We start from the raw sequence: 25,581 nt of genomic DNA on the forward strand, positions 1-25,581 counted from the left end.
GGTCTCCATCGTCTCCACCGGCCGGTCGCGGGTCGCGGACAGGCGCGTGTCGGCCGCGTTGTTGTGCAGGATGTCGAGGCCGCCCAGCTGCGCCGCGGCGCCGTCCACCATCGCGGCGACCGCCGCCTCGTCGCCCAGGTCGACCTGCAGCGCGATCGCGCGGCCGCCTTCGGCCCCGATCAGCGCCGCCTGGCGCTGCGCGGACGCGAGGTCGATGTCGGCCACGGCCACGGCGGCGCCTTCGCGCGCCAAGGCCAGCGCGCAGGCCGCGCCGATGCCGCTGCCCGCCCCGGTCACCAGGGCACGTTTGCCGCGCAGGCGGCCGGTCGTCGAGATCGTCATGCTGCCCCCGTTCAGAGCGCGGTGAAGAGCCCGCCGTCGACCGGCAGGTTCTGGCCGCTGACATAACCCATCAGATCGCTGGCAAGCGCCACGACCGCGCGACCGATGTCCTCGCGCGGCTCGCCCATGCGGCCCAGCGGGAACATGCTCAGGTAGGCCTGGTGGACGGCCGGGTTCTGCGCGAAGAACACCCGGGTCGGCTCGGTGGCCGCCGAGGGCTGGATCGCGTTGACGGTGATGCCGTGCCCGCCCCACTCGCGCGCCAGCGACTTCACGAAGCCGCGGTCACCGCCCTTGAGCGCGCTGTAGACCGGATTCATCGCCGCGCCATGCAGGCCGAAGGCCGAGCCCAGCACGATGAAGCGGCCGCGCCCGCTGGCCTTCAAGTGCGTGAATGCCGCCTGGGCGCAGTGGAAGGAGCCATCCCAGGCCACGCGCGCCTGCCGCATCCAGTCTTCTTCGGTGACGTCTTCCAAGGCGATCGGCAACGCGGAATCGCCGCCCGCGTTGGCGTTCTGCACCAGGATGTCGAGCCCGCCCCAGCGGTCGACGGTCGCCTCGACCGCACGGGAGACGGCGGCGAAGTCGCTCACATCGACCTCAAGCGCCCAGGCACTGCCGCCTTCGCCGGCGATGAGCCGGGCCGTCTCGTCGCAGGTGTCGCGACGGCGCCCGGTGACCGCCACGTGCGCGCCGGCGCCCGCCAGCGCCTGCGCGATGCCGCGCCCGATGCCGGCGCCCGCGCCGGTGACGAAGGCGACACGCCCGGCCAGCAGCCGGGATTCAGGGAGCTTCGACAGGGTTTCGCTCATGGCACCATCCAATCGCCGCCGTCCAGGTTGAGGCTCGCGCCCGTGACACCGCGCGCCGCGTCGCCGGCCAGCCAGGCGACGGCATCGGCCACGGCGCCGTCCGGCTCGGGGGCCACGCCGAGTGCCGGCGGCGGATCCCCGAGCTCGGGCGACAAGGGAAAGGCCGCCTGCGCCAGCGCAGGCGCATAGTGACTGCCCGCCACGCCGACCCAGTTCAGGCGAATCCCCAGGCAGCCCCATTGCCGCGCAGCGGACTTCACCAACGAGCGCTGGCCTTCGGCGAGGGTCATCAGCGGCACCTGGCCCGACGCGCCGACCAGCGATTCGGACGGCCCGATCAGCACGACGCTGCCGCCGCGCTCGCGCAGCGCCGCATGGGCGGCCTGCAGGCAGAACAGGCTACCCACATGCTTTGATGCAATGCGGCCCGCCAGTCGTCAGCCGACAGCTCGTCAAGAGGGCGGGAGGACAGCGCCGCCGGCATCGCGCAGGCGTGCACGACGACATCGACGCCGCCGAGCTCCCGCCGCGCCGCGTCAATGCCCTGCCCCGCAATGGCCCTGGACTCGAAAGGCAAGCGGTCTCCACCACGCGCGCGCCATGCCGTTGAAGCCCCGTCGCCGCGCGCGACCGAGTGCCATGCCCGGCGTCGTGACGATGACACGCCGATCGACCAGCCATCCCGGCACCGCCACTCCATTCGCTTGATTGCCCACTTGCCTCGCTCCTAGAGAGAACCCGCCGCCGGCTGCGGGAGCACGGCCCATCGTCCGTTGATCTTGTATGAGTCCAATATATGAACGCTGTTCGGCAATATAAATCAAGATCAGCCGAATGACAACCGTGGGCACTCAGGCCCTCGAGCCCGCCGCCTGCGCCGAAATCCCACCAACGACATGCAGCACCAGTTGCTCGCGCAACTGCTCCCAGGGCACGGGCAGTTCGGTCATGCCCGCCAGGTGGCGCGTGACGCCGACGTCGAGCAAGGCGTGGCCGATGAGCGTGTGCAGGAAGTGCAAGGCCCAGCCGACGACGTACTCCGGCGCGTCGGGCTGGGCGGCCGCGAGCGCGGCATGGAACTGCCTGGCCGTCGATGCGTAGCGGGCGCGCCAGGGCGCGAGCAGCGCGGCTTGGTCGTGCAGCAGCGCGAAGCCCGAGAGCAGGCGCAGGTAATTGCGCCAGCCGAGGTCACCCGACGCCAGCTTGCTCAGGGCCGGCCCGATCATCGCTTCGACGACCGCGCGCAGACCGGGCGGGCGATCCGGTCCGGCTTCCTGGCGAGCGAGCGCGAGCGAGGCGTCCAACATCTCGCAGATGGCATCGGCACGACGGAGCACCACCTGCCGGAACAGCTCATCCTTGGAGCCGAAGTAGTAGCGCGCCAGGCTCAGCTCCACGCGCGCCGACTGGGTGATGCCGCGAATCGTCGCGGCGAAGTAGCCCCGGTGCGCAAAGACGTCCTCCGCCGCATCGAGGATGCGTTCGCGTGTCGAACGGGCGTCGTCCGGCGCAGCGTCGCGCACGTCCGGGCCGGACGGTTCCTGGAAAGACGTCATGGATGGATGTTGGCGAGCTGCGGCATGCGAATCGACTGGTGCTTGCACGGATGTGCAATCGTTCTACATATCGCATAGTATTCGGTTTTCGGAATCTCATTCGGGCCCATCGACCCGCCTGATCAACCCGACCGACCCCAGGAGACGAGCTTGACGACTTCCCCCCCCCTCGAGGCCAATGCGCCTGTGCAACGCGCGATCGACGAGGTCATTGCCTCGGGCCGGGAGATCGGCCTGCAGGTGGCCGCCTATCACCGGGGACGCCTGGTGGTCGACGCCTGGGGCGGCGTGGCCGATCCGGCCACCGGCCGCCTCGTGGACGGCGACACGCTGTTCAACGTCTACTCGGTCACGAAGGCCGTCGCGGCCACGGCACTTCACCTGCAGGCCGAGCGCGGCTTGATCGACTACGACACGCCGGTCGCGCGCTACTGGCCCGAGTACGGCGTCCGCGGCAAGGCCGGCACGACCGTGCGCGACGTTCTCACGCATCGCGCCTGCGTGCCGCAGATGCCCGAGGGCGTGACGCCCGAGCGCATGTGCGACTGGGACTGGATGACGCGCGCCATCGCCGAACTCGCCCCCCTGGCCGAGCCCGGCACCAAGACGCTGTACCTGTCGATGACCTTCGGCTGGATCGTCGGCGAACTGGTGCGCCGCACCGACCCGACGCACCGCTCGCTGGGCCGCTTCGTCCGTGAGGAGATCGCCGGCCCCCTGCGCGCACCGGACCTGTGGATCGGCGTTCCCGACGCCGAATTCCCGCGCATCGCCCGCCAGGTCGACGCGATGGTGCCGGTTCCGCCCGAGCACCTGCCGCCCCTGTTCCTCGCCTCGATGCCGGCGGCCGTCGCGCTGGTCCCGCCGGTGTTCGAGCGCCCCGACGTGCGTCGCGCGGAAGTGGCCGGCGTCGGCGGCATCTTCACCGCGCGCAGCGAAGCGCGCTTCTGGGCGATGCTGGCCGGGGGCGGCGAACTCGACGGCGTTCGACTGCTGTCGCCGCAGCGCGTCGCCACGCTCAACACGCCGCGGGCCCGCAGCGAGGAGCCCGATCAGGTGATGTTCGGCTTCCCGATCCCGATCACCATCGGCGGCTTCTGGTTCGGCGGCGAACACCCGCCTGTCTGTTCCGCGCGCAGCCCGCGCGCCCTGTGCCACCCGGGCCAGGGTGGCTCGATCGGCTGGGCCGACCCCGACCGGCAGCTCGCCGTGGCCATCTGCCACAACCGCCTGTTCAACCCCGGCACGCGCGAGGAGGACGCCATCCTGACGATCGCCGACGCCGTGCACGCCGCGCTCGGCCTCTGAGCCGCTGAAGGAGACGCCGCCATGAGCACCATCGCCCGCATCCAGGACTTCGACGATCCCGCCTACGACCCGTTCGTCTCCGACGACGACGCCTTCGGCACCTGCGACGACCCGTATCCCCAACTCGCGCGCTGGCGCGAACAGGCCGATGTCCACGCATTCGACTACCGCGTCGCCATGGGGCTCTATCCCGACGTGACGATGCGCGACCTGCCCTCGTTCCTGGTCACCGGCTATGACGCGGTCGAGAAGATCTTCCTCGACCCGCAGACCTACTCCAACAAGGTCTATGCCCGAAACCTGGGCATCTCCTTCGGCCACAGCGTCAGCACGATGGACGCCCCCGAGCACACCCGGTTCCGCAAGATCTTCCAGAAGGCCTTTCTGCCCAACACCGTGGCGAAATGGGGCGACACCCTGGTCGATCCGGTCGTCGAATCCCTGATGGACCGGTTCACCAGCCGCGGCAAGGCGGACCTGGTGCAGGAGTTCACGCACCACTACCCGTTCCACATCATCTATCGTCAGCTGGCCTTGCCGCCCGAGGACGTCAAGGTCTTCCATAAGCTGGCGATCGCCCAGACCGTGGTGTCCTACGACGTCGCCCACGGCACCGAGGCATCGCGCAAGCTGGGCGTGTACTTCAAGGCCCTGCTGGACGAGCGGCGCGCCAATCCCGGCGACGACCTGGTGAGCCTGCTCGCCCAGGCTGAGGTCGACGGGGACGTGCTGCCGGAAGAGATCCTGGTCTCCTTCCTGCGCCAGTTGGTCAATGCGGGCGGCGACACCACCTACCGCGCCACCAGCATCCTGCTGACCGGCCTGCTCACCAACCCGGACCAGCTCGCTGCGGTGCGGGAGGACCGTTCGCTGGTGCCGCAGGCGATCGAGGAGGCGCTGCGCTGGGATGGCCCCGTGCTGATCGCGACGCGCACGCCGACCGTGGACGTGGAACTCGCCGGCGTCCGGATTCCCGCGGGCGCCTGCCTCTCGGTGGCCTCGGGCTCTGCCAACAGGGACCCGTCACGCTTCGTTGACCCGGACCGCTTCGACATCTTCCGCGAGCGCAAGCACCGCCACTTCTCGTTCGCCTTCGGCCCGCACGTGTGCATCGGCCAGCATCTGGCGCGCGTCGAGATGACCCGCGCGCTCAACGCGATCCTCGACCGCCTGCCCAACCTGCGCCTGGACCCCGACATGCCGCCGCCGCGGGTGCAGGGCACGATGATGCGCGTGCCCAAGCACATCCACGTGGTGTTCGACTGACGCCCCTCGGGAGAAGCCTCTTGAGCGATTTCGACTACATCATCGTCGGCGCGGGTTCGGCCGGCTGCGTTCTGGCTAACCGGCTCTCGACGAATCCGGCCTTGCGCGTGCTCCTCGTGGAGGCGGGGCCGGCCGACACCTCGCCGCTGATCCGCATGCCCAAGGGCTTCGGCAAGCTGCTGGCCGACCCGAAGCATGCGCACTTCTATCCGGTCAAGCAGCACGATGGCAATGGTCATCGGCAGGAGATCTGGGCGCGCGGCAAGATGCTGGGCGGCTCGAGCTCGATCAACGGCATGGTCTACATGCGGGGCCATCCGGCCGACTACGACGACTGGGAGAGGGAACACGGCGCGGCGGGCTGGGGCTGGTCGACGATGGCCGGCTGCTTCCGCCGCATCGAGGACCATGCGCTGGGGGCCGACGAGCTGCGAGGCGCAGGCGGCCCGCTGAAGGTGTCGCCGCATGCGGAGCGTAGCGTCTTGGGCGATGCGCTGATCGCGGCAGCCGGATCCTTGGGCCTGCGCGAGCTGCGCGACATCAATCGCGTCGACCACGAGGGCGTGGCCTACCTGACCTACACGATACGAGGCGGCGTCCGCCAGAGTGCGGCCAGCGCGTTCCTCGCACCGGTGCGCGGTCGCGCCAACCTGAGCGTGCTCACGGATGCCCGCGTCGCCCGCATCCTGTTCGACGGCGCCCGTGCCAGCGGTGTCGCGCTGCGCCAGGCCGACGGCAGCGCCGCGCAGATGAACGCGCGCCGCGAGGTCATCGTCTGCGCCGGCGCGCTGGAATCGCCCAAGCTGCTGCAGTTGTCGGGCATCGGCGACGGTGCGCACCTGCAGTCGCTCGGCATCCCGGTGCGGGCGCACCGCCCCGCTGTAGGCGCCAACCTGCGCGAGCACCTGCTCTACATGGCGCAGTGGCGGCTGAAGGACGCCGCGCTGTCTGAGAACCGCGAGTACGCCGGCTGGCGACTGGGGCTCAACGTGCTGCGCTACGCGCTCGGCAAGGGCGGCAAGCTCGGCATCGGCAGCTATCCGGTCGGCGGCTTCTTCGGCACGCGGCCGGACCTGGACCGGCCCGACGCCCAGCTCATGCTGTCGCCGCTGTCGCTGGACTTCAGCGCCGGCATGACCCGCATGGAGCCGTTTCCCGGCTTCCAGATGTTCAGCTACGGTCTGCGTCCGCGCAGCCAGGGCTCGCTGCGCATCGTCTCCCCCGATGCCGATGTGCCGCCCGAGATCGACCCGAACTACCTCGCCGACCCCGTGGACCAGGATGTCGCGGTGCGCTCGCTGCGCTTCATGCGCCGGCTCGCCGCAGCGCCGTCCCTGTCGGCGCTGATCGCGGAGGAGACCCGTCCCGGGCTGCGCGAGCAGAGCGATGCCGAGCTGCTGGATGCCTTCCGTCAGGGCGGCCAGAGCGGATACCACACCTGCGGCACCTGCCGCATGGGTGGCGACGCCGACAGCGTGGTCGACCCGCAGCTGCGCGTGCGGGGCGTGCAGGGCCTGCGCGTGATGGACCTGTCCGTCACGCCCACCATGATTTCCGGCAACACCAACGGTCCGATGATGGCCATGGCCTGGCACGCAGCCGACCTCATCCTTCGCGACGCCGACCGACCGCCCGAGCCCGCAACCATCCTCATCAACGACAAGGAGACGACATGACAATTCGATATGACGGCCGCGTCGCGGTCGTGACCGGCGGCGGTAACGGCCTGGGCCGGGACTACTGCCTTCACCTCGCACAACGCGGCGCCAAGGTGGTGGTGAACGACCTGGGCGGCAGCGGTGCGGGCCAGGGCGCCTCGCACGCGGCGGCGGACAAGGTGGTGGACGAGATCCGCGCCGCGGGCGGCGAGGCCGTGGCCAGCCACGACTCGGTCGCCACGCGTGAAGGCGGCGCCGCGGTGATCGAGGCCGCGGTGAAGTCCTTCGGACGCGTGGACATCGTCATCAACAACGCCGGCTTCCTGCGCAACAACCGCTTCGAGGACCTCACCGACGAGCAGATCGACGCGGTGCTCGGCGTCCACCTGAAGGGCGCCTTCTACGTGACTCAACCGGCCTACCGGGTGATGAAGGACCAGGGCTACGGCCGCATCCTGTTCACCGCGTCGGCCTCCGGCCTGTTCGGTCACCCCTGGCAGGCCAACTACGCCGCCGCCAAGGCCGGCCTGCTGGGCCTGATGCACGTCGTCTCGCTCGAAGGCGAGCGCCACGGCATCCTGGCCAACGCGCTGTTGCCCACCGCTCACACGCGGCTGGCGGCCGAGATGCACGAAGGCTGGATGGAAGCGACCAACGTGTCGAAGTTCCTCGGCGAGATCGACTTCGCCACCCTGGCGCCGAACATGGGCGTCGAGCACAACACGCCGCTGGCGCTGTACCTGGTCAGCGAGCGCTGCCGGTCCACCCACGCCGCCTATTCCGCGGTCGCGGGCCGCTATGCGCACGTCTTCATCGGCTCGGCCGACGGCTGGTCGAACGGCGTCGGTCGCCTGGCCACGCCGGAAGAGGTGGAGGCCCACTGGGGCGAGATCACCGACCGCGGCCGCTACCACCTGCCGCACAGCGTCTACGAGGAATTCCTGCCGGCGACGGAGCGCGTCAAGGCGGGCAGCCGCTGAGGGCGCACGCCCGTCGACCCGGCCCGCCGCGCAAGGCGGCGGCCCCCGGGCCTACATGCCGGCGTAGTTCGGACCGCCGCCGCCTTCCGGCGTGACCCAGACGATGTTCTGAGTCGGGTCCTTGATGTCGCAGGTCTTGCAGTGCAGACAGTTCTGCGCGTTGATCTGCAGCCGGTCGGTGTTGTCCTCGTTCTTCACGAACTCGTAGACGCCGGCCGGGCAGTAGCGGCCTTCCGGGCCCGCGTACCTGGCGAGGTTGACCCGTACCGGCACCGAGTCGTCCTTCAGCGTCAGGTGGACCGGCTGGTCCTCGGCGTGGTTGGTGTTGCTGACGAACACCGAGCTCAGGCGATCGAAGCTCAGCGTGTTGTCCGGCTTCGGGTACGCGATCCGCGGGCACTGGTCAGCGGGCAGCAAGGCCTCGTGGTCCGGCTTCGCGTTGTGCAGCGTCCACGGCGGGATCACGCCCAGCTTGGGCATCAGCCATTGCTCGATGCCGGTCATCAGCTCGCCGATCAGCTTGCCCTTCTTGAACCAGTGCTTGAAGTTCCTGGCGCGCCGCAGCTCGCGGTGCAGCCAGCTTTTCTCGAACGCGGCGGGATAGGCCGACAGCTCGTCGGACTGGCGGCCGGCCTGGAGCGCGGCGAACGCGGCTTCGGCGGCCAGCATGCCGGTCTTGATCGCGGCGTGGCTGCCTTTGATGCGAGACGCGTTGAGCGTGCCCGCGTCGCAGCCCACCAGCGCGCCGCCCGGGAACACCAGCTTGGGCAGGCACTGCAGGCCGCCGTTGTTGATGGCGCGGGCGCCGTAGGACAGGCGCCGGCCGCCCTCGATGTGCCGGCGGATCGCCGGGTGCGTCTTCCAGCGCTGCATCTCCTCAAACGGGCTCATCCACGGGTTCTTGTAGTCAAGGCCGATGACGAAGCCGAGCGTGACCTTGTTGCCCTCGAGGTGGTAGAGGAAACCGCCGCCAAAGGTGTCGTCCGCCATCGGCCAGCCGCCGGTGTGCACCACGTGGCCCGGCCGGGCCTTGTCGGCCGGGACTTCCCACAGTTCCTTGAGGCCGATGGCCCAGCTCTGGGGGTCGCGGCCGTCCTGCAGCCTGAACTTCGCCAGCAGCTGCTTGCCGAGATGGCCGCGCGCGCCTTCCGCGAAGATCGTGTACTTGCCGTGCAGCGCCATGCCCAGCTGGAAGCCGTCGTGCGGCTGGCCGTCGCGGCCCACGCCGACATTGCCGGTGGCCACGCCCTTGACCGCCCCCTGGTCGTCGTAGAGCACTTCCGCGGCGGCGAAGCCGGGAAAGATCTCGACGCCCAGCGCCTCGGCCTGCGTCGCCAGCCACTGGACGACCTTGCCCAGGCTGACGACGTAGTTGCCCTTGTTGTGGAAGGGCAAGGGCATCAGCCACTCGGGCACGCTCCTTGATCCCGATTCGGACAGGAACAGGAACTCGTCGCCGGTGACGGGCTGCAGCAAGGGCGCGCCATCGTTCTTCCAGCTCGGCAGCAGCTCGGTGATCGCGACCGGGTCCATCACCGCGCCGGAAAGAATGTGCGCGCCCGGCTCCGATCCCTTCTCGAGGACGACGACCGAGATGTCCTTGCCGGCGTCCGCGGCCAGTTGCTTCAGCCGGATGGCCGTGGACAGGCCCGCCGGGCCGGCGCCGACGATCACGACGTCGTATTCCATGGCCTCGCGCGGGCCGTACTGTTCGATCAATTCCTGCCGGGTCATCCGTTCCATTCCTTGTCGCGACCCAGGCCGCATCAGCATTCGGCCCGTCCTTCTCGCAGACCGCGTTCCATCACCTCGGGCGCGCTGCACGCTCCCGTAGCAAACTCAGGGGGAGAGCGTCAGGCCATCAGTCGGCCTGAGCCAGCCTGGCCAGGCGATCCGTGATCAAGCCGCGGGCCTCGCCCATCAACCGTTCGACGAACTCTGCGCAGGTCGGCAGGTCGTCGATCAGGCCGACGCACTGTCCGACCGGCAGCGCCGAATCCTCTGCATCGCCGGTCTCCATGGCACGCATCCAGCGCGGCGCGCCGATCAGCGGCATCAGGTCGTGGTGCGTCGTGGCCGGCTGGGATTCGAGCACGAGCGCCTCGGCGACCCGGGCATTCTTCATCACGCGGATGCTGTCACCGAAGCGGCGGCCCACCAGCGTCGTGTCCGTCTCGCTTGCGGCGAGCATGCGCTCTTTCAGCGCCGGGTGCAGGGGCGATTCCTGCGTCAGCATGAAGCGCGTGCCCATGCAGACGGCGTCGGCGCCCAGCGCCAGCGCGGCGACCAGGCCACGGGCATCGGCGAAGCCGCCAGCGGCGAGGACCGGAACTTTCAACGCGCGGGTGGCCGCGGGAATCAGCACCAGGCCGGGCACGTCGTCCTGACCGGGATGGCCGGCACACTCGAAGCCATCGATGATCACCGCGTCGACGCCCAGCGATTCGGCCTTGAGCGCATGACGCACGCTCGTGGCCTTGTGGATGACCTTCACCCCGGCGCCCTGCAGCGCCTCAAGGTAGGGCGCCGGGCTGGAGCCGGAGGTCTCGACCGCCTGGACGCGCTCTTCGCAGACAACGCGAACATAGCCGGGAACGTCGATCCCGGCGTTCGCCGCCAGCAGCGTGAGGTTGACACCGAAGGGCTTGCCGGTCAGCCGGCGCGTGCGCCGGATCTCCTCGCGGAGCGCCTCGGCATCGGGCAGCGTGTGCGCCGACAGCAGGCCGAAGCCACCAGCCTGCGACACCGCGGCGACGAGTTCGGCGCGCGACAGCCAGCGCATGCCGCTCTGCACGATCGGATAGCGGATGCCGAGCAACTCGGTGACGCGGGTCTTCATCGTTCGTCCGTGCGGCTCAGGCCACGCGGGCCAGGAAGCGGCGGCCGTTGTCGTGCATCACCCCGCGCGTCTGCTCCGCCGTCAACTTCTTGCACGCCTCGTCGGCGAACTCCCGCGGCGTCGGCACCCCTTCGGCGTGCGGATAGTCCGACCCCATCACCGCCCACTCGTGCGCGCCCACCTGATCGATCACCGTCTTCAGGTCGTCCTCCGGATAGGCCACCACGCTGATGTGCCGCTTGAATATGTTGCTCGGCCGCTCCTTCAGCTGCCCCCCGGGCCAGTACCCGTTCTTCGCCATCCCCCGGCACTTGTCCATCTTGATCAGCGTGCTGGGCACCCACTCGCACCCGTTCTCCGCCGACATCACCCTCAGGTTCGGAAACCTCGCGAAGAAGTTCCAGAAAATCAGCGACGAGACTGTCTCCACCACCGGCCGCTCGCTGTAGCCATGCATCCAGATGAACGCCGTCTGCCTCTGGCGCGACTGCTGCACCGGCTCGCCCCAGACCGCCATGTGGTCCTTCATGTAGATCGCCTCGCTCACGTGGTACACCACGCGGCAGTGCGCCTCGTTCAGAATCGACCAGAACCGGTCAAAGTCCGGGTGCGCCGGCGGCTTCCCGTTGGACGGGCCCATCGGCATCAGGAACAGCCGCGCACCCTTCTTGATCGCCCACTCGGCCTCGATGCACGCCGCCTCCAGGTTGTCCAGCGAGACCAGCGGCGCCGAGTAGATGCGGTCCTGGAAGTTGAACTCCCACTCGTCGTACATCCACTGGTTGTACGCGTGCATCACCGCCGCCGCGGCCTGCGGCTCGTCCAGGTAGCTGATCGTGGCCACCATGTTGCCGCAGTACAGCAGGCAGCCTTCCACCCCGAACTCGTCCATCTTCTTCAGCCGCGGCTCGCGCGCGTACATGTCGGGCGTCATCGGCACCCGCATGTCCACGTTCTCCTTGCCTTCCTTCTGCGCCCGCAGCCATTCGTGCAGCTTTCCCGGCGGTGGCACACGGCCGTCCTCCGCGAAGTATCCCGCGCTCACTTCGATCTTGCGCTGGCCGACATACAGCGCGTACTCGCCGTCCGCGCCCACCTTCCATTCATAGCTCCAGTCCTTCTTGAACTTCTCGGGCAGGTACCGGCTGAAGGCGTCCGGCGTCTCGTACAGGTGCGTGTCTCCATCGAAGATCGAACCGGTGTAGACAGCCTGGGCTTCCCCAGCCGGGGCCGTCGTGTCGTATGTGCTCATGCAGTTCTCCTGACAGGATGAAAAGGGGGCAGGTCGCTTCAGACTTGGGACTTCGGAAGGCGGACCACCAGACCGTCGCACTGCTCAGTCAGGCGGATCTGGCAGCAAAGGCGGCTGTTGTCCTGCGGATCAAGCGCGCAATCGAGCATGTCGCGTTCGCTGCTCTCCGCGGCCGGCAGGCGAGTGACCCAGGCCTCGTCCACATAGCAATGGCAGGTGGCGCAACTGCACGCGCCGCCGCAGTCGGCGAGGATGCCCGGCACCATGGCGTCAACCGCCGCCTGCATCAGCGACGTGCCGACCGGTGATTCGAGATGGTGCTCCTTGCCCCCGAACTCGATGATTGTGACTTTCGGCACATTGGTCTCCAGTGTTGTGATGAAGGAATCTGCGGCACCAGGGATCAGGCGGCGGGCAGCAGCGTTTTCAGCGGGACCTTGTCGTCCGCCAGCGCGGCCGCATCGACCGCAACGCGCTCGGCAACGAGGCGCTTGGCCAGCATGAACTCGGGGGCGCGATTAACCGTATCGACGGCCAGCACGCGGTTTCCCTGCAGGTAGAAGGCGCTGAAGGACTGCTGCTGCGGATCGCCGCGCAGCACGAACCGGTCGTGGCCCTGCGACAGCCCCACCATCTTGAGCTTCAAGTCGTACTGGTCGGACCAGAACCACGGCACGGCGTCGTACGAACGGTCCTTCCCCACGACAGATGCGGCCGCGCTGCGCGCCTGCTCCAGCGCATTGGGCACGGACTCGAGGCGCAGCCAGCGGCCGTAAAGCGCGCTGTAGAAACGCGTGCAGTCGCCGGCCGCCACGATGTCCGGGTCACTGGTGCGCGCGCCCTCCCGGATGAGGATGCCGTCATCAACCTCCAGCCCAGCCTCGGCCGCCAGCTCGGTGTTGGGCAGCAACCCCACGCCCGCCACGACCAGGTCGGCTGCCACGCGCTCGCCGTCGGCGCAAAGGACCGCCGTGACGCGCTGCCCGCTCGCGTCGAGTTCGAACCCCGAAACCTGCACGCCGACCCTGATGTCCACGCCCGCGGCGCGGTGCACCTGCTCATAGAACGAGGAGACCCGCGGCTCGGTCACCCGCGCGAGAACCCGAGGCGCTGCCTCGAGGACGGTAACCCTCAGTCCCTTCTTGACGGCCGAGGCCGCGACCTCCAGCCCGACGTAGCCGCCGCCGACAATCACCAGACGCGCGCCCTCGTGCAAGCCCGCACGGATGCGATCGACGTCCATCTTCGTGCGCAAGTAGTGGAAATTCCCGGCGCCGAGCACCGCATCTTCGGCGGCGGGCAAGGGACGCGCCCGCCCCCCGGTGGCGAGCGCGAGCCGGGAATAGGCCAGCGAGCCTCCGGCCTCGAACCGCACCCGCTTGCCCGCCCGGTCAATCGCGGCGACACGACGACCGGGCATCAGTTCGACCGCCGCCTTCTCGTAGGCGGCTGCAGCCCTCAGCAGCAGTGCGTCCTCGGTCGCGACGCCGGCCAGATAGGCCTTGGACAACGGCGGCCGGTGGTACGGCAACGCAGGCTCTTCGCCGACGAGCACGATGCGTCCGTCCCAGCCGGCCTCGCGCGCCTGCACCGCCAGCTCGGCACCCGCATGCCCCGCTCCGACCACCACCAACACGTGACTCGAACTCATCGTCCCCACATCCCCATCCGGCCCCGCATCGGCCGATGACCCGTCATCGAAACGGCACCTGGCAATGTTACTATATACGAACGATGTTTAGCAATACGAACGTCTGACAATCTCTGTATGCCGACTTGGCTCTGGAGAACGCAGCGATCACGGACGTGCCGACAGGAGAACTCTGACGCCGTCCGCGAGGCGCCAAGTAATGGCAGTCATGGCGACCGAGCACCACCTGTTGATTCAGCGAGCCTGCAGAGCCACAGGCTTGTCGTGGGCGGAGTACTGCTAGGCGCCGCCGCTGCCTCAGGAGAAGGACGCCGAGGTCATCGACGTGCTCAACAGCGTTGTCGAGCGCAATGGCCGCTTGGGGGTTCTGGAAGTGGTTCGACCGGCTGCGGCGTCTGGATGGCCGGCCCTGGAACCACAAGCGGAGGTGGCGGGTGTGCTGTGAGCTGGGCCTGAACATTCCTCGCCGCACGAAGCGGCGCATTCCCAAGCGGGAGCCGGAGCCGCTGGCTGCGGGATCGTTGGTCAACCAGGGTTGGACCTTGGACCTGATGCACGACGTGCTCTATGACGGCTGCCGGTTCCGCACGCTCAACGTGATCAACGAGGCCGACCTCGAAGCTCTGGCGATCCAGGTGGCCCTGTCGTTGCCTGCCTCAATGCTGATCCGCACGATGGAGAACCTGGCGGAGTGGTACTGCCCCCGTTTGTCGATTTGCATGGACAACGGTCCGGAGATGACCAGCCATGGAGCAGGTGCAGGCCATCGGCGGCGACTGGCTGACCCAGTACAACAAGTACCGACCGCATGGCGCACTGAGTGGCGAGCCGCCCAGACGGTTCATGCCCAGATTGATCACCACAGCCGCCACAGATTCTAGGAATCAGCTGGCTGCTTGACTCCACAGTCGTCCCCTGCTCTGCTGATCAATCGGGTGTGTCCGGATCGGCATGAACGGCCTGTCTGCCTAGCATGGTGCACATGCTGAATCTTGCCCCCGAGCCCAAGTCGCCCCAGGCATTGCACCGCGTCACCCTCCACGGCCCGGCCGACGCCGCCCGCACCGTGCTGCTGGTCCATGGCTTCGGCACGGACCAGACCATCTGGCACGATCTGCTGCCCTTGCTGGACCCGGCGCTGCGCGTCATCACCTACGACCAGGCCGGCTGCGGCCAGTGTGATCCGTCGGTGTTCGTGCAGCACCACTACCTCAACCTGCACGGCTTCGCCAAGGATCTGGCCACGCTGGCGCAGAGCCTGGATCTGCGCGACGCCATCCTGGTGGGCCACTCCTTCGGGGCCATGGTCGGCGTGCTGGCCGCCCTGCAGGTCCCCGCGTGCTTCAGCCGCCTGGCGCTGATCGGGGCCTCGCCCCGCTACCTGGACGATGGCGACTACCACGGGGGCTTTCAGGAACAGGACATCGAGCAGGTCTACCGCATGGCCATGGCCAACTACAGCGGCTGGGCCGACGCCTACGCCCCGGTGGCCGTGGGCCAGGCCAATGGCCCCGATCTGGCCGAACGCTTCGCCCGGTCCCTGAAGGCCATTCCGCCCGAGCGGGCGCTGACCATCCTGTGCGCCATCCTGCAGTCCGACCACCGGCAAAGCCTGCCCCAGCTGAAGCAACCGGTGCGGATCCTGCAGACCCAGCGCGACAGCCTGGTGCCCTTGCCGGTGGCCGAGTACATGGCCCGCACCCTGCCCCATGCCGAACTCCGGCTGCTGGATGCGCAGGGGCATCTGCCCCACCTCACCGCGCCGGACCAGGTGGCCGCGGCCCTGCGAGATTTCCTGCACTGAGCCCGGCAGCACGCCAGGGCTGCTGGCTCACCAGCAGGTGTCGATCACCTCGACCAGACCCTCACGGGCCATTTCCATCTGGCTCTTGATGTTCACCAGCACGTCGGTGGAGGCCGGCGGGAACACGGCCAGGTCATGGTCCAGCGTGTCGATCCAGGCACGCACCGCCCGGCGGGCGGACGAGGGGTCCAGCCCCATGTGAAAGAGTTCCTCCACCGGGTAGCCGTCCAGGGCCTGGTGCAGGTGTTCGGGGAGCATGTTCAACTGCGCAATACCGTTCATCTCGGACCTCCCGAAGCACAGTGGACAACGCCAGGGCGGCGCCGGACCTGCTTCGGATCAAGATCAGGCTTCGGATTGTCCCCCATGCCCCGGCCCGGAGTGGGTTACCCTGCGCCCACCATGCCCCCCACCACGCCTGCCCTGCCCCTGCGCGCCGCCTTCAACCCGCTGCTGCGGCCCTATTTCGTGGTTTATGGGGCCGGCGTGCTGGCCATGACCCTCGTCGGCATCCCGCTGGCCCTGATCTGGCTGTGCGGCGTGGGCCAATGGTGGGCCCGGCACTACTTCGAGCGGCTGGAGTGCGAGCTGGGCGAGACCGCGCTGCGCTTTCGCAAGGGCATCCTGGTGCAGGTGGAGAAGACCATTCCGCTGGAGAACATCCAGGACGTGACCTTCATCGAAGGCCCGCTGCTGCGCCGTTTCAACCTGAGCGTGCTGCGCTTCGAGACGGCCGGCCAGAGCGCCAACCAGGGCAATGAGATGAAGCTGGTGGGGGTGATCGACGCCGCGCAGCTGCGCCAGCGCATCCTGGCCCAGCGGGATGTGCTGCGCCAGCGCCACGCCCAGGCCGGCACCGGCAGCGCCGCGCCGCAGGACGAACAGCTGGCCTTGATGCGGGCCATGCTGGCCCGGCTGGACGAGATCGCCGCCAACCTGCGTCCGCCGCGGCAGGGTTGAGCGCGGCCCCGGCCGCTCAGCGCCGGGAGCGGCCGCTGGCGGTGTCGCGCGCGGCGGCCTCGCCCAGGGCCTGCTCCAGCCACATCAGCCCGTCCACCTGGGCGACGAAACGCTCGAAGCAGGCCGGCGAGAGCTGGCGCATCTGCTGCAGCGCCTTGTGCACCAGGTGCTGGGAGTTGAGCGGGCCGGCGTTCTGCGGCAGGGCCGCGCGCGATTGGGCCAGGCGCTGCTCGGCATTCAGCCGCTTCCAGGCCTGGCGGAAATGACGCACGGATTTCAGCTCGGCCGGGGCCGCGGTGGCGGACACGGGCGGGGCCGCAGCCGGTGACCGGCCCGGCACGGCCGCAGCCGCCGCGGCGGGGGCCGCTTGCGCAGAGGACGGAGGCGTCAGCCGGGCCAGCAGGCCCGCCAGCGCACCGGCCTGGGCGGCTGCGGGCACCGGCACCTGGGCCACGCGCTGGGTGCCGGCGGCACGCAACGCGGCGGCGGCCTGCTGCAGCCGCTCGGCCAGCAGGGCCTGGGCGCGCGCGGGCTGTTCGGGCAGGCGCCGGGCCAGGGCCTGCAAATAGGCAAAGCGCACCGGGTCGGCCCGGTCCAGGCCCGCGGCCCGCAGCGCCGCCAGCTCGGCTTCGGGCGACCAGGGCTCAGCCATGGTCGGCCTGGGCGGAAGAGGCGGCAGCAGCGGCGGCGGACGCAGCCGAGGCCCCGCTGCGGGCCGGTCGCGCCATCGGCGCCATCTCCACCCGGCGGTTGCGGGCCCGGCCCTCGGCATCGGCGTTGGAGGCCACCGGCTGCTGCGCGCCGAAGGCGGCGGCAAAGACATTGGCCGCCGGCACGCCCTCCTCGATCAGCGCCCGCGTGACGGTGAGCGCCCGCTGGGCGGAGAGCTCCCAGTTGTCGGCAAAGGGCCGCGGCTCCGCGGCGCCCTTGGCGGCCCCCTTGGCCGCGGGCTTGCTGCCGGCACGCACAGTGCGGTCGTCGGTGAAGCCGCTGACCATCAGCACCTCGTCGCGGGCCTTCAGGTAGGCGCCCAGCGGCGCGGCCAGGCTCTTGAGCAGCTGGCGCCCCTCGGGCTGCAGATCGGCCGAGTTGAAGGCGAACAGCACGCTGCCGGCGATGCCGATGCGGCCGTGGTCCAGCGTCACCCGCCCGGCGGCCAGCGGGCCGGCCAGGGCCTGCTCCAGGGCCTGGCGGCGCTGGGCTTCGAGCTGACGCTGCTGCACCTCGCGGTCCAGCCGGCTGCTCAGCTCGTACTGGGCACCCAGCACGCACAGCAGAATGAGCACCAGCGCGCCCACCAGGCCGGACATCAGGTCGGCGAACACCGGCCAGACCGGCGCGGTGGCTTCCAGATCGGCCTCGGCCACGTCGCCGTGCTGGGCCTCGCCCATCATGCGGCGGCCCCTTCCACCCGCTCGGCCGCCTGGGTGGAGCGCTCGGCGATGCGCTGCAGGTCATCCAGGATCTGCTTCTGCGACAGGATGCTGAGGTCGATGACCTCGCGCGCCTGCGCCACGTAGTAGGCCAGCTGTTCGTCGCTGCGCGCCAGGGACTGGCCCAGGGCCGCCTCGATGCGCTCCAGCTGCCCGGCCAGTTGGCCGCTGGACTGGGTGAAGAGCTGCACCGCCTGGCCGAAGGCCTCGCCCAGGCTGGCCACCTCCACCGCGCCGGTGCTCAGCTGCGCAGCCACCTCGCCCAGCGGATGGGCCTGGGCGGCCAGGGTCTCGCTGAAGCGGGTGACGGCGGCTTCCAGCGTCTGGGCCGACGAGGCCACCAGGGCGTCGATGGCGCCACGCTGTTCCTGCGCGGCCTGGGTCACGGCGCCCAGCAGGGTGTCCAGGGTCTGCAGCAGACGGGCCCGCTCGTCGAGCTGGGCGTTGTCGCGCGCCATGCTGGCCGAGAGCTGCTGGCGCAGCTCGGCAATGACCTCGGCGGCGGCGCGCGAAGCCTGGGCCGCGGTGTCCACCAGGCGGGCCACCTCGCCCACCGTGCTGCGGGCATGGGCCTCGGCCTGGGCGCTGATCTCCTGGGCGGTGCGGGCCAGGGTCTCGCAGATCTGCCGCTGCTGGGCCAGGTTCTGCGCACCGGCCTCGGTCCAGTGCTGCCGCAGCTGGGCGGACACGCCGTCCAGCGCCTGGGTGATGGCGCTCAGGCGGGCGGCGTCGCGCTCGCCGGCGGCCGTCTCCAGTGCGGCCTGGGCCTGCTGGATGCCGGCCACCAGGGTGGCGGCATGCGCCTCGAAACGGGTGGCGGCGCCTTCCAGCGCCTGGCCCACCTGCTGCTGCTGGGCCAGGGCCTGCTGGCCGGCCTCGGTCCAGGTGGCGTGCAGGCGTTCGCCCAGGCCCTGCAGGCTGCCCCGCACCTCGGCCAGCTGGGCGGCGTCGCGCTGGCGGGCCTCGTCGGCCAGCGTGACCTGGGCCTGGGCCAGGCGCTCCACCAGCGCGGCGGCCTGCTGCTCGAAGCGCTGGGCCGCGGCATGCTGGGCCTCGCGGGCCTGGTCCATCTGGGCCTGCCACTGGGCCAGTTGGCCGGCCTGGCCCTGCTGCTGCTGTTCGGCCAGGGTGCTGACCAGGGCGGCGGCCCGGGCCTCGAACTGCTGGCTGAAGCCTTGCAGGGTCTGGCCCAGGGTCTCGGCCTGTGCCTGGTGGGCGCGGGCCTGCTCGGCCAGCGCGGCCTGCCAGCCCTCGGCCACGCGGGCCTGGCTGGCCTCGAAGCCCTGGCCCAGCTGGGCCAGCTGGGCCTGCACGGCGCCGGCCAGCGTCTGCTGCAGGGCCTGGGCCTCGCGGGCGATGCCGCCCAGGGTGCTCTCCACCACCGGGGCCAGGGTGGCGCTGGTGGCGCGGGCGCTCTCAGTCAGGGCCCGATCCAGGCTCTGCTGCAGGGATTGTTCGACCGAGCGCGCCAGGCCGGTGTAGGCGGCCTCGGCCCGGGCGTGGAACTCGGCCTGGCCGGCCTGCAGCTGGTTCTGCTGAGCCTGGCTGCGGCGGTCCAGCCCGTCGACCAGCGCCTGCAGACGCTCCACCAGGGCCGGCATCAGCGCGGTCTGCTGCTGCATCAGCTGCAGCGAGGCCTCGCGCTGGGCCGCCGCCGAGAAGCCGTGCAGCGGGCCGGCGATGGCCGCGTCCAGCCGCTGCACCACCGCTTGGCGTTCGCGCCGCAGCAGGGCCGAGAGCAGGCCCAGTGCGGCCGAGCCGGCCACGCCGGCGATGGAGGTGCCGAAGGCCAGGCCCAGGCCCTTGACCGGGGTGACCAGGGCGTCGCGCACGGCGCTCAGGTCGGTGGACAGCTCCAGCAAGGCTCCGGTGCCGCGCAAGGTCAGCACCATGCCCAGGAAGGTGCCCAGCATGCCCAGCAGCACCAAGAGGCCCGCCAGCGAGGGCGCCAGCGCCGGGCCCGGCAGGGCCGCGGGCACGCCTTCCACCCGGCGGCGCACCGCGCTGCGCAGGCCGGCAGGCAGGCCATCCAACCAGGGGGCCAGGGTGGCCGGCGGGCTGTCCAGGGCCGCCACGGCCTGGTCCAGCGCGGCGGTGTCGCGGGCGAAGCGGCGCAGCTCCAGCGCGCCGGTGGCGTAGAGCGCGGCGATCAGCGCCGTGACCGCCAGGGCCAGGACATGGGTGCCCAGATAGCCGACGCCCACCCAGGCGATGCCCGCCAGGCCGGCGAGGAAGACAAGCAGTTGCAGCGTGCGGTTCATCGGTTCCTTGTCGATCAGATCAGTGCGTGGCGGCCTGGCGCAAGGCGTCCAGCAGGCCCTCCACGGGGTGCAGGCGGAAGTCCAGCTCGGCTTCCAGCAGTTGTTGCAGCTCGCGCTGGAAGCGCGGGTTCAGGTCCTCGGTGCCCTCGGCCTGCAGGCGCTCGTAGCGCTGGGCCAGCAGGCCCGGCAGTTGGGCCAGCAGGGCCCGCTCGCGGCCGCCCACCACGTCCTCCATCACCACGTCCAGCGTGGCCAGGTGGGCCAGCGCGGGCGAGGCCGCGGCCACCGCGTCACGCACGCGCTGTCGCAGCGCGCCGATGGCGTTGTCCATGGCCTTGTGCACGGCCAGGCAGCGCTGGCGGTGGGGGGCGAAGCCCTCGTCGCCCAGCTGTTCGGCCGCCAGCCGGGCCTGGACGTGGGGCGACACCGCCACCCGCGCGGCCGGGCGGCTGCGGGCACCGGCCGGCTCGCCGCGGATGTGGCCCAGCAGCTGCTGGCGCACCCGGGCCAGCTCCCGCGTTTCCACCGCCAGGCGCTCGGCCGCCGTCAGCAGGCCGGCGGGCACCGGCTCGGCCGGGCCGCCCAGGGCGCCGGACAGGGCGATGGCATCCGTCCAGCTGAACCACTCGGACAGGCGCTGGCCGAAGGCAGCGGCCGCCCCCGCCCCGCCCGCGGGCGCGGCCAGGCCCCAGGCGGCCAGCAGGCGCAGGAAGTCCGAGCCGGCCAGGGCACTGGTGGCGGTGATGGCAGAGGAGGACGCGGGGCGCGCAGAACGCGCCGTCGGGGAGTTCACGGGTGCGGACGGAAAAAACCGCTGATTTTACGGGGCCGCGCTGGCGGGAGCTGGCGGCGCCCCAGGGGAACTGGGGAAGGACCCGAGCCCGGCCGCCGGCTACCATCCGCGCCTTCACAGCTGTCCCCTGCAAGCACCATGGCCTCCGACTCCGCCGCCCCGCACGCCAGCCCTTCGGCCCCGCCGTGGATCTTCATGGTGCTGATCGTGCCCTTCGGGCTGGTGGGCGGCTTCCTGGGCGTGGCCCTGGCCTATGAGCTGAAGCAGGCGGGCATCTCGGCCGCGGCCATCGCCGGCCTGATCGCCCTGAGCTATGTGCCCAACACCTGGAAGTTCCTGTGGGCCCCGCTGGTGGACCTGAGCTGGACGCGGCGCCACTGGTACCTGGCCTCCACCCTGGTGACCGGCCTGGGCATGGTGGCCATGGCCTGGTTCTCGCGCGATGCGCTGCACTGGGGCGCGCTGACGGTGGTGATGCTGATCACCAACATCACCAGCACCGTCTCCGGCATGGCGGTGGACAGCCTGATGGCCCACAGCACCGCCGACGAGGAGAAGGGCCGGGCGGCCGGCTGGTTCCAGGCCGGCAACCTGGGGGGCGGCGCGCTGGGCGGTGGCCTGGCCCTGTGGCTGGTGCAGGACTGGCAGGTCTCGGTGCTGGCCTCGGGCTGGGTGATGGCCGCGCTGTGCGTGCTGAGCTGCATCCCCCTGCTGCTGCTGCCGGAGCCGGTCAAGACCCCGCATGAATCGCGTGCGGCCCACGCCAGCGTGCTGGCCCGCTTCAAGGGCGTGCTGTGGGGCCTGTGGGGCGACCTGTGGTCGGTGCTGTCCTCGCGCGCGGGCCTGCTGGCCCTGATCGTCTGCTTCCTGCCCATCGGCAGCGGCGCTGTCTCGAACCTGTGGTCGGTCATGGCGGGCGACTGGCATGCCAGCGCCAACACGGTGGCCCTGGTCAACGGCGGCCTGGGCGGGCTGGCCTCGGCCGCCGGCTGCCTGCTGGGCGGCTGGGTCTGCGACCGGCTGGAGCGCAAGACGGCCTACTGCCTGTTCGGCCTGCTGCAGGTGGTGCTGGCGGTGATGATGGCCCTGTCGCCCAAAAGCGAGCTGAGCTTCATCGTGCTGGCCAGCGCCTACAACGTGGCGGTGGGCATGGCCTACGCCGGCTTCTCGGCCCTGGTGCTGGAGGTCATCGGCCGCGGCGCGGCGGCCACCAAGTACAACATCATGGCCTCGCTGTCGAACGTGCCCATCGGCTACATGACCTGGGTCGATGGCCAGTCCTACGAGCGCTGGGGCATGTCCGCGATGCTGAATGTGGAAGCGGGCATCGGGGTCTTGGGCCTGCTGGTCTTCGCAGGGGCGCTGCTTGTCGTACGCTCGCGCAGCCAAGCCAAGGCCCTGGGTGCACCGGCGGTCTGAACACCGGCAACCCCTTTCGCCCGCCAGGAGCACCCATGCCCCAGCCTGTTTCCACCCGCCGCGCGCTCTTGCGCGCCCTGCCCGCCACCGTCCTGCCGGTGGTGTGGCTGACTCCCGTCAGCGCCCGGGCGCAGACGCTGCCCCTGCTGCAGGAGGACAACCCCGCGGCCCAGCAACTGGGCTATGTGGCCGACGCCCAGCGGGTGGACCGCACGCGCTTTGCCCAGTACGCCACCGGCCAGACCTGCCGCAACTGCGACCTGTACGGTGGCGAGGCCGCCGACAGCCAGGGCGGCTGCCAGCTGTTCTACGGGGTCGAGGTGAAGGCCGCGGGCTGGTGCTCGGCCTGGAAGCCCAAGGCGCCCTGATCCGCCTCTCCCCTCCATCCCCTGTTCGGAATCTTCGATGCTGTTGATCGTCCTGGCCGCCGGCCTGTGGGCCGGCCTGCAAAACGCCCTCGCGGGCGGCGGCTCCTTCGTCACCCTGCCGGCCCTGATGCTGACCGGCATGTCGCCGCTGGCGGCCAACATCACCTCCACCGTGGCCCTGTTCCCGGGCCAGGTCAGCTCCGGCCTGGCCGGGCGCAAGATGGTCAGCGGCTGCGGCCCCCTGCCCTTCAAGGCCCTGTTCATCCTGAGCCTGGCCGGCGGCGCGCTGGGCGGCCTGCTGCTGCTGAACACGCCCTCCTCCATCTTTGCGCGGCTGGTGCCCTGGCTGGTGCTGTTCGCCACCACGGTGTTCGCCTGGGGCAGCTTCTTCCGCAAGTCCGGGGCCAACGGGACCCATCTGGGCCCGGTGGGCGCGGGCGTGGCGCAGTTCCTGATCGCGATCTATGGCGGCTACTTCGGCGGCGGCATCGGCTTTCTGATGCTGGCGGCGCTGACCATGGCCGGCATGGCCACCCGCAATGCCGGCGCCACCAAGAACGCCCTGGCCGGCGTGATGAACGCCTCGGCGGTGACGCTGTTCGTGCTGTCGCCCCAGGTGCACTGGCTGGAGGCCCTGGTGCTGGGCGCGGGCGCGCTGGTGGGCGGCCTGGCCGGGGCCTGGGCCCTGCACCGGGTCAACGAGCGGGTGCTGCGCATGGCCATCGTGGCCCTGGGCATCGCCCTGACGATCGGGCTGTTCCTGAAGGCCTGACGGCGGGTCGCTCAGCCGAGGGCCTCGTCCAGGGGCTCGTCAGCGCTGGCCTGCACATTGGCCCGTCCGGCGCGCTTGGCCTCGTAGCAGGCCAGGTCGGCCGCGTGGATCCAGTGATGGGAGCTGCCCATGCTGTCGTTCCACATGGCCAGGCCGATGCTGGCACTGACCTGCAGCTGCCGTCCGTTCCAGGGCACCTGAACGGCACGGATGCGCTCCAGCAGCTTCTGCGCCAGACGCCGGGCCCACTGGGGCGGGCAGCCCTCGAGCAGCACGGCGAACTCGTCGCCCCCCAGCCGGCCCACGGCGTCGCTGGCGCGCACGCCCTCGTTGAGGCCCCGGGCAATGGCCTGCAGCATGGCGTCACCGGCCTGATGCCCGGCGCTGTCATTGATCGGTTTGAAGTGGTCCAGGTCGATGATCAGCAGGGCCGCGGGGCGACGCAGCCGGCCCTCGACAAAGCGCTCCATCCGGTCCTCGAAGCCGCGGCGGTTGAGCAAACCCGTCAAGGGATCGTGGGTGGCCGACCATTCCAACTGGTGGCGTGATGCCACCTGGGTCGTGATGTCGCCCAAGGTCCACACCACGCCGGCCTCAGGCTGCCCGGCCCTCACCTGGCGGGCGTGCACCTGGCCCCAGAAGGTGCTGCCCTGCCGCCGCAGGAAGCGGTGTTCGCCCTCGTAGGCCCGCCCCTCGGTCAGCGCCGCGCGCATCTCGCTTGCCATCCGGGCGCTCTCTTCGGGATCGGCCATCAGCAACTGGACCGGCAGCCCCTTCAACTCCTGGGGCGCATAGCCCAACAGGCGCTCCAACTCGGCATTGACCAGCGTCAGCCGGTCCTCGCGCACGAAGGCCAGGCCCAGGGGCGCTGCGGCCATCAGGCTTTCGCGTTGCTCCAGCAGCCGCTGGTTCTCGGCCTGTTTGTCGGCCAGCGCCAGGGCCACGCCGCTGAGCGTGGCGCTGAGCGCACCGATCTCGCCCCGAGCCCGGGGCCAGCCGGCGTGAGGGTCCTGCCCACCATCGAGCATGCCCACGACCCGCCGCTCCAGGAGAGCCAGGGGGTGGAGCTGCCAGCCGAGGTAGAGCAGCAGCAGCAGGGAGAGGCCGCCCCACAGGCCCAGCGACCAGTGCAGAGACCGGCTGCGCATCGCGTTGAGCGGCTCCAGCAAGGTGTCCCGCGAATAGCGTCGCCAGACCACCCAGTCGGCCCCGGGGACACCAGCCGCCACCACGATCTGCTTCTGCCCGGTCCAGATCACGCCCTCGGGCTCGACAGGACTGCCCTGATCGCGCCAGTGGGCCATGGCCAGCGCCAGATCCTGCCGGGCCTCGGCCCCGATCTGCTCCTCGTCGATCACGCCGTCGACAAGGTGTCGGCCCTGGCCATCCGTGACGGCCAGCAGCTGAGAGATCGCGCCCTCGCCCAGGTCGAGCCCCGCCTCGGAAACCTCCCGCATGAGGCCATCCTGGTTGAGCCGCAGCACGCCCCCCAGCACCGCCCGGATCTCACCCTGGCGGATCACCGGCTGGGTCAGCATCACCACCGTGATCGGCACGGCGTGCCCTGCCTCGGCAGGCTGGGCCGGAATCATGGTCCGCATCGCTGTGGGGCTGTACCAACCACACCATGGGCCGCCCTTCGCGCACGGTGGACTTGAAGCCGGGCGCGAACCGCCGGGACGTCCAGGAACGCGAAAGCTCGGACGGTCCCTCTCGGTAAGTGACCTGCCCCGCACGGTCGGCCTGCAACAGGGCGTCGAACATCACGCGCAAGGCGGGATCGCCGCCTCCGTGGCCAGCCCACTCGCCGGACTGCTTCATCTCCTCAGCGACAGCCCAGAGGCTGCGCTGCCGCTCCACGATGCGCTGGGTCAGCGAGTCGGCGCTTCGCGTGGCATCCTGCAGCAGCACCTGCCGGCCCCGCGCTTCGGTGTCGATCTCCGCATCCCGCACCAGCAACCAGGACGTGCTGGCCGTGGCCAGCACCCCCGCCAGCAGCGCCCCGACACTCAGGCGCAGCAGCAGCGACCCGCGCCAACGCGTCGGCATCCAGCTGCGCCATCCCGGATCGGGCGACAGACTGAAGGAAGAGAGGGCCGGATTGGAC

The 25,581-nt window shown here is 70.4% G+C and carries 26 protein-coding genes; 10 read left to right on the plus strand and 16 right to left on the minus strand.

Annotated features, from left to right (window positions below; translation table 11 throughout):
• From I73_RS16210 to I73_RS28415, 4 genes are all read right to left on the minus strand, one after another.
• Positions 1 to 342, minus strand: a 342-nt coding sequence (locus I73_RS16210) for an SDR family NAD(P)-dependent oxidoreductase (protein WP_022981578.1), incomplete at its 3' end; no start/stop codon positions are given.
• A gap of 11 nt (positions 343 to 353) precedes the next feature.
• Positions 354 to 1,154, minus strand: coding sequence for an SDR family NAD(P)-dependent oxidoreductase (locus I73_RS16215; protein ID WP_022981579.1), 801 nt, complete (start codon positions 1,152 to 1,154; stop codon positions 354 to 356).
• Positions 1,151 to 1,561, minus strand: a complete 411-nt coding sequence (locus tag I73_RS16220) for an SDR family oxidoreductase (protein WP_022981580.1) — start codon at positions 1,559 to 1,561, stop codon at positions 1,151 to 1,153. The genes I73_RS16215 and I73_RS16220 overlap by 4 nt, the downstream gene beginning before the upstream one ends.
• Before the next feature lie 444 nt (positions 1,562 to 2,005).
• Complete coding sequence (locus tag I73_RS28415; RefSeq protein ID WP_083876808.1) at positions 2,006 to 2,710, minus strand: TetR/AcrR family transcriptional regulator; 705 nt, start codon at positions 2,708 to 2,710, stop codon at positions 2,006 to 2,008.
• 150 nt (positions 2,711 to 2,860) lie between these two features.
• On the opposite strand from I73_RS28415, the gene I73_RS16230 reads away from it, so the two are divergent.
• The 4 genes from I73_RS16230 to I73_RS16245 are packed head-to-tail and all read left to right on the plus strand — an operon-like array spanning position 2,861 to position 7,922.
• Positions 2,861 to 4,018: an EstA family serine hydrolase gene (locus I73_RS16230; protein WP_022981582.1), complete on the plus strand. Its 1,158-nt coding sequence runs from the start codon at positions 2,861 to 2,863 to the stop codon at positions 4,016 to 4,018.
• 21 nt (positions 4,019 to 4,039) lie between these two features.
• Complete coding sequence (locus I73_RS16235; protein ID WP_022981583.1) at positions 4,040 to 5,284, plus strand: cytochrome P450; 1,245 nt, start codon at positions 4,040 to 4,042, stop codon at positions 5,282 to 5,284.
• 20 nt (positions 5,285 to 5,304) lie between these two features.
• The gene (locus I73_RS28420; RefSeq protein ID WP_022981584.1) at positions 5,305 to 6,960 is read left to right on the plus strand and encodes a GMC family oxidoreductase; all 1,656 of its coding nucleotides are present in this window, start codon (positions 5,305 to 5,307) and stop codon (positions 6,958 to 6,960) included.
• Complete coding sequence (locus I73_RS16245) at positions 6,957 to 7,922, plus strand: SDR family NAD(P)-dependent oxidoreductase (RefSeq protein WP_022981585.1); 966 nt, start codon at positions 6,957 to 6,959, stop codon at positions 7,920 to 7,922. Before I73_RS28420 ends, I73_RS16245 begins: the two co-directional genes overlap by 4 nt.
• A gap of 51 nt (positions 7,923 to 7,973) precedes the next feature.
• Here the strand turns inward: I73_RS16245 and I73_RS16250 are convergent, their stop codons facing one another.
• The 5 genes from I73_RS16250 to I73_RS16270 all read right to left on the minus strand — a co-directional run bounded on the left by I73_RS16250 (position 7,974) and on the right by I73_RS16270 (position 13,664).
• The gene (locus I73_RS16250; protein WP_022981586.1) at positions 7,974 to 9,656 is read right to left on the minus strand and encodes an electron transfer flavoprotein-ubiquinone oxidoreductase; all 1,683 of its coding nucleotides are present in this window, start codon (positions 9,654 to 9,656) and stop codon (positions 7,974 to 7,976) included.
• Between the two features lie 127 nt (positions 9,657 to 9,783).
• On the minus strand, positions 9,784 to 10,761 hold the full coding sequence (locus I73_RS16255) for a nitronate monooxygenase family protein (RefSeq protein ID WP_022981587.1): 978 nt from the start codon (positions 10,759 to 10,761) through the stop codon (positions 9,784 to 9,786).
• 16 nt (positions 10,762 to 10,777) lie between these two features.
• Positions 10,778 to 12,013, minus strand: a complete 1,236-nt coding sequence (locus tag I73_RS16260) for an amidohydrolase family protein (protein WP_022981588.1) — start codon at positions 12,011 to 12,013, stop codon at positions 10,778 to 10,780.
• A gap of 38 nt (positions 12,014 to 12,051) precedes the next feature.
• Complete coding sequence (locus I73_RS16265; RefSeq protein ID WP_022981589.1) at positions 12,052 to 12,372, minus strand: 2Fe-2S iron-sulfur cluster-binding protein; 321 nt, start codon at positions 12,370 to 12,372, stop codon at positions 12,052 to 12,054.
• Between the two features lie 44 nt (positions 12,373 to 12,416).
• Complete coding sequence (locus I73_RS16270) at positions 12,417 to 13,664, minus strand: NAD(P)/FAD-dependent oxidoreductase (protein WP_026096836.1); 1,248 nt, start codon at positions 13,662 to 13,664, stop codon at positions 12,417 to 12,419.
• A gap of 350 nt (positions 13,665 to 14,014) precedes the next feature.
• Between I73_RS16270 and I73_RS28425 the strand changes: the two genes are divergently transcribed.
• Both I73_RS28425 and I73_RS16280 read left to right on the plus strand, forming a co-directional pair.
• Positions 14,015 to 14,545 (plus strand): hypothetical protein, encoded by a 531-nt coding sequence (locus tag I73_RS28425; protein ID WP_051049247.1) that lies wholly within the window; start codon positions 14,015 to 14,017, stop codon positions 14,543 to 14,545.
• Between the two features lie 101 nt (positions 14,546 to 14,646).
• Complete coding sequence (locus I73_RS16280; protein ID WP_159105900.1) at positions 14,647 to 15,468, plus strand: alpha/beta fold hydrolase; 822 nt, start codon at positions 14,647 to 14,649, stop codon at positions 15,466 to 15,468.
• 27 nt (positions 15,469 to 15,495) lie between these two features.
• Here I73_RS16280 and I73_RS33265 read toward each other — a convergent pair whose 3' ends face one another.
• Positions 15,496 to 15,750, minus strand: coding sequence for a hypothetical protein (locus I73_RS33265; protein ID WP_159105901.1), 255 nt, complete (start codon positions 15,748 to 15,750; stop codon positions 15,496 to 15,498).
• A gap of 120 nt (positions 15,751 to 15,870) precedes the next feature.
• Between I73_RS33265 and I73_RS16290 the strand changes: the two genes are divergently transcribed.
• Positions 15,871 to 16,428, plus strand: coding sequence for a PH domain-containing protein (locus tag I73_RS16290; protein ID WP_022981593.1), 558 nt, complete (start codon positions 15,871 to 15,873; stop codon positions 16,426 to 16,428).
• Positions 16,429 to 16,444: 16 nt separating this feature from the next.
• Here the strand turns inward: I73_RS16290 and I73_RS16295 are convergent, their stop codons facing one another.
• The 4 genes from I73_RS16295 to I73_RS28430 are packed head-to-tail and all read right to left on the minus strand — an operon-like array spanning position 16,445 to position 20,915.
• Complete coding sequence (locus I73_RS16295) at positions 16,445 to 17,080, minus strand: DUF2894 domain-containing protein (RefSeq protein WP_022981594.1); 636 nt, start codon at positions 17,078 to 17,080, stop codon at positions 16,445 to 16,447.
• Entirely contained in the window at positions 17,073 to 17,822 is a 750-nt protein-coding gene (locus tag I73_RS16300) for an OmpA family protein (RefSeq protein ID WP_022981595.1), read from the minus strand. Before I73_RS16300 ends, I73_RS16295 begins: the two co-directional genes overlap by 8 nt.
• Positions 17,819 to 20,122: a DUF802 domain-containing protein gene (locus I73_RS16305; RefSeq protein WP_022981596.1), complete on the minus strand. Its 2,304-nt coding sequence runs from the start codon at positions 20,120 to 20,122 to the stop codon at positions 17,819 to 17,821. The genes I73_RS16300 and I73_RS16305 overlap by 4 nt, the downstream gene beginning before the upstream one ends.
• Positions 20,123 to 20,141: 19 nt before the next feature.
• Positions 20,142 to 20,915 (minus strand): DUF3348 family protein, encoded by a 774-nt coding sequence (locus tag I73_RS28430; protein WP_022981597.1) that lies wholly within the window; start codon positions 20,913 to 20,915, stop codon positions 20,142 to 20,144.
• Between the two features lie 138 nt (positions 20,916 to 21,053).
• Between I73_RS28430 and I73_RS16315 the strand changes: the two genes are divergently transcribed.
• Genes I73_RS16315 through I73_RS16325 form a run of 3 tightly spaced genes read left to right on the plus strand, consistent with a single transcriptional unit; the run spans position 21,054 to position 23,474 of the window.
• Positions 21,054 to 22,334: an MFS transporter gene (locus tag I73_RS16315; RefSeq protein ID WP_022981598.1), complete on the plus strand. Its 1,281-nt coding sequence runs from the start codon at positions 21,054 to 21,056 to the stop codon at positions 22,332 to 22,334.
• 35 nt (positions 22,335 to 22,369) lie between these two features.
• Positions 22,370 to 22,702: a high-potential iron-sulfur protein gene (locus I73_RS16320; RefSeq protein ID WP_022981599.1), complete on the plus strand. Its 333-nt coding sequence runs from the start codon at positions 22,370 to 22,372 to the stop codon at positions 22,700 to 22,702.
• Positions 22,703 to 22,739: 37 nt separating this feature from the next.
• Positions 22,740 to 23,474 carry a sulfite exporter TauE/SafE family protein gene (locus I73_RS16325; protein ID WP_022981600.1) on the plus strand — a complete coding sequence of 245 codons (735 nt, stop codon included), beginning with the start codon at positions 22,740 to 22,742 and terminating at the stop codon, positions 23,472 to 23,474.
• A gap of 11 nt (positions 23,475 to 23,485) precedes the next feature.
• Here I73_RS16325 and I73_RS16330 read toward each other — a convergent pair whose 3' ends face one another.
• On the minus strand, positions 23,486 to 25,030 hold the full coding sequence (locus tag I73_RS16330; RefSeq protein WP_026096840.1) for a diguanylate cyclase: 1,545 nt from the start codon (positions 25,028 to 25,030) through the stop codon (positions 23,486 to 23,488).
• Entirely contained in the window at positions 24,981 to 25,523 is a 543-nt protein-coding gene (locus I73_RS16335; protein ID WP_022981601.1) for a hypothetical protein, read from the minus strand. The genes I73_RS16330 and I73_RS16335 overlap by 50 nt, the downstream gene beginning before the upstream one ends.
• Between the last annotated feature and the right edge of the window lie 58 nt (positions 25,524 to 25,581).

This window comes from Ideonella sp. B508-1 (assembly GCF_000333615.1).
GTDB lineage: Bacteria > Pseudomonadota > Gammaproteobacteria > Burkholderiales > Burkholderiaceae_C > Ideonella.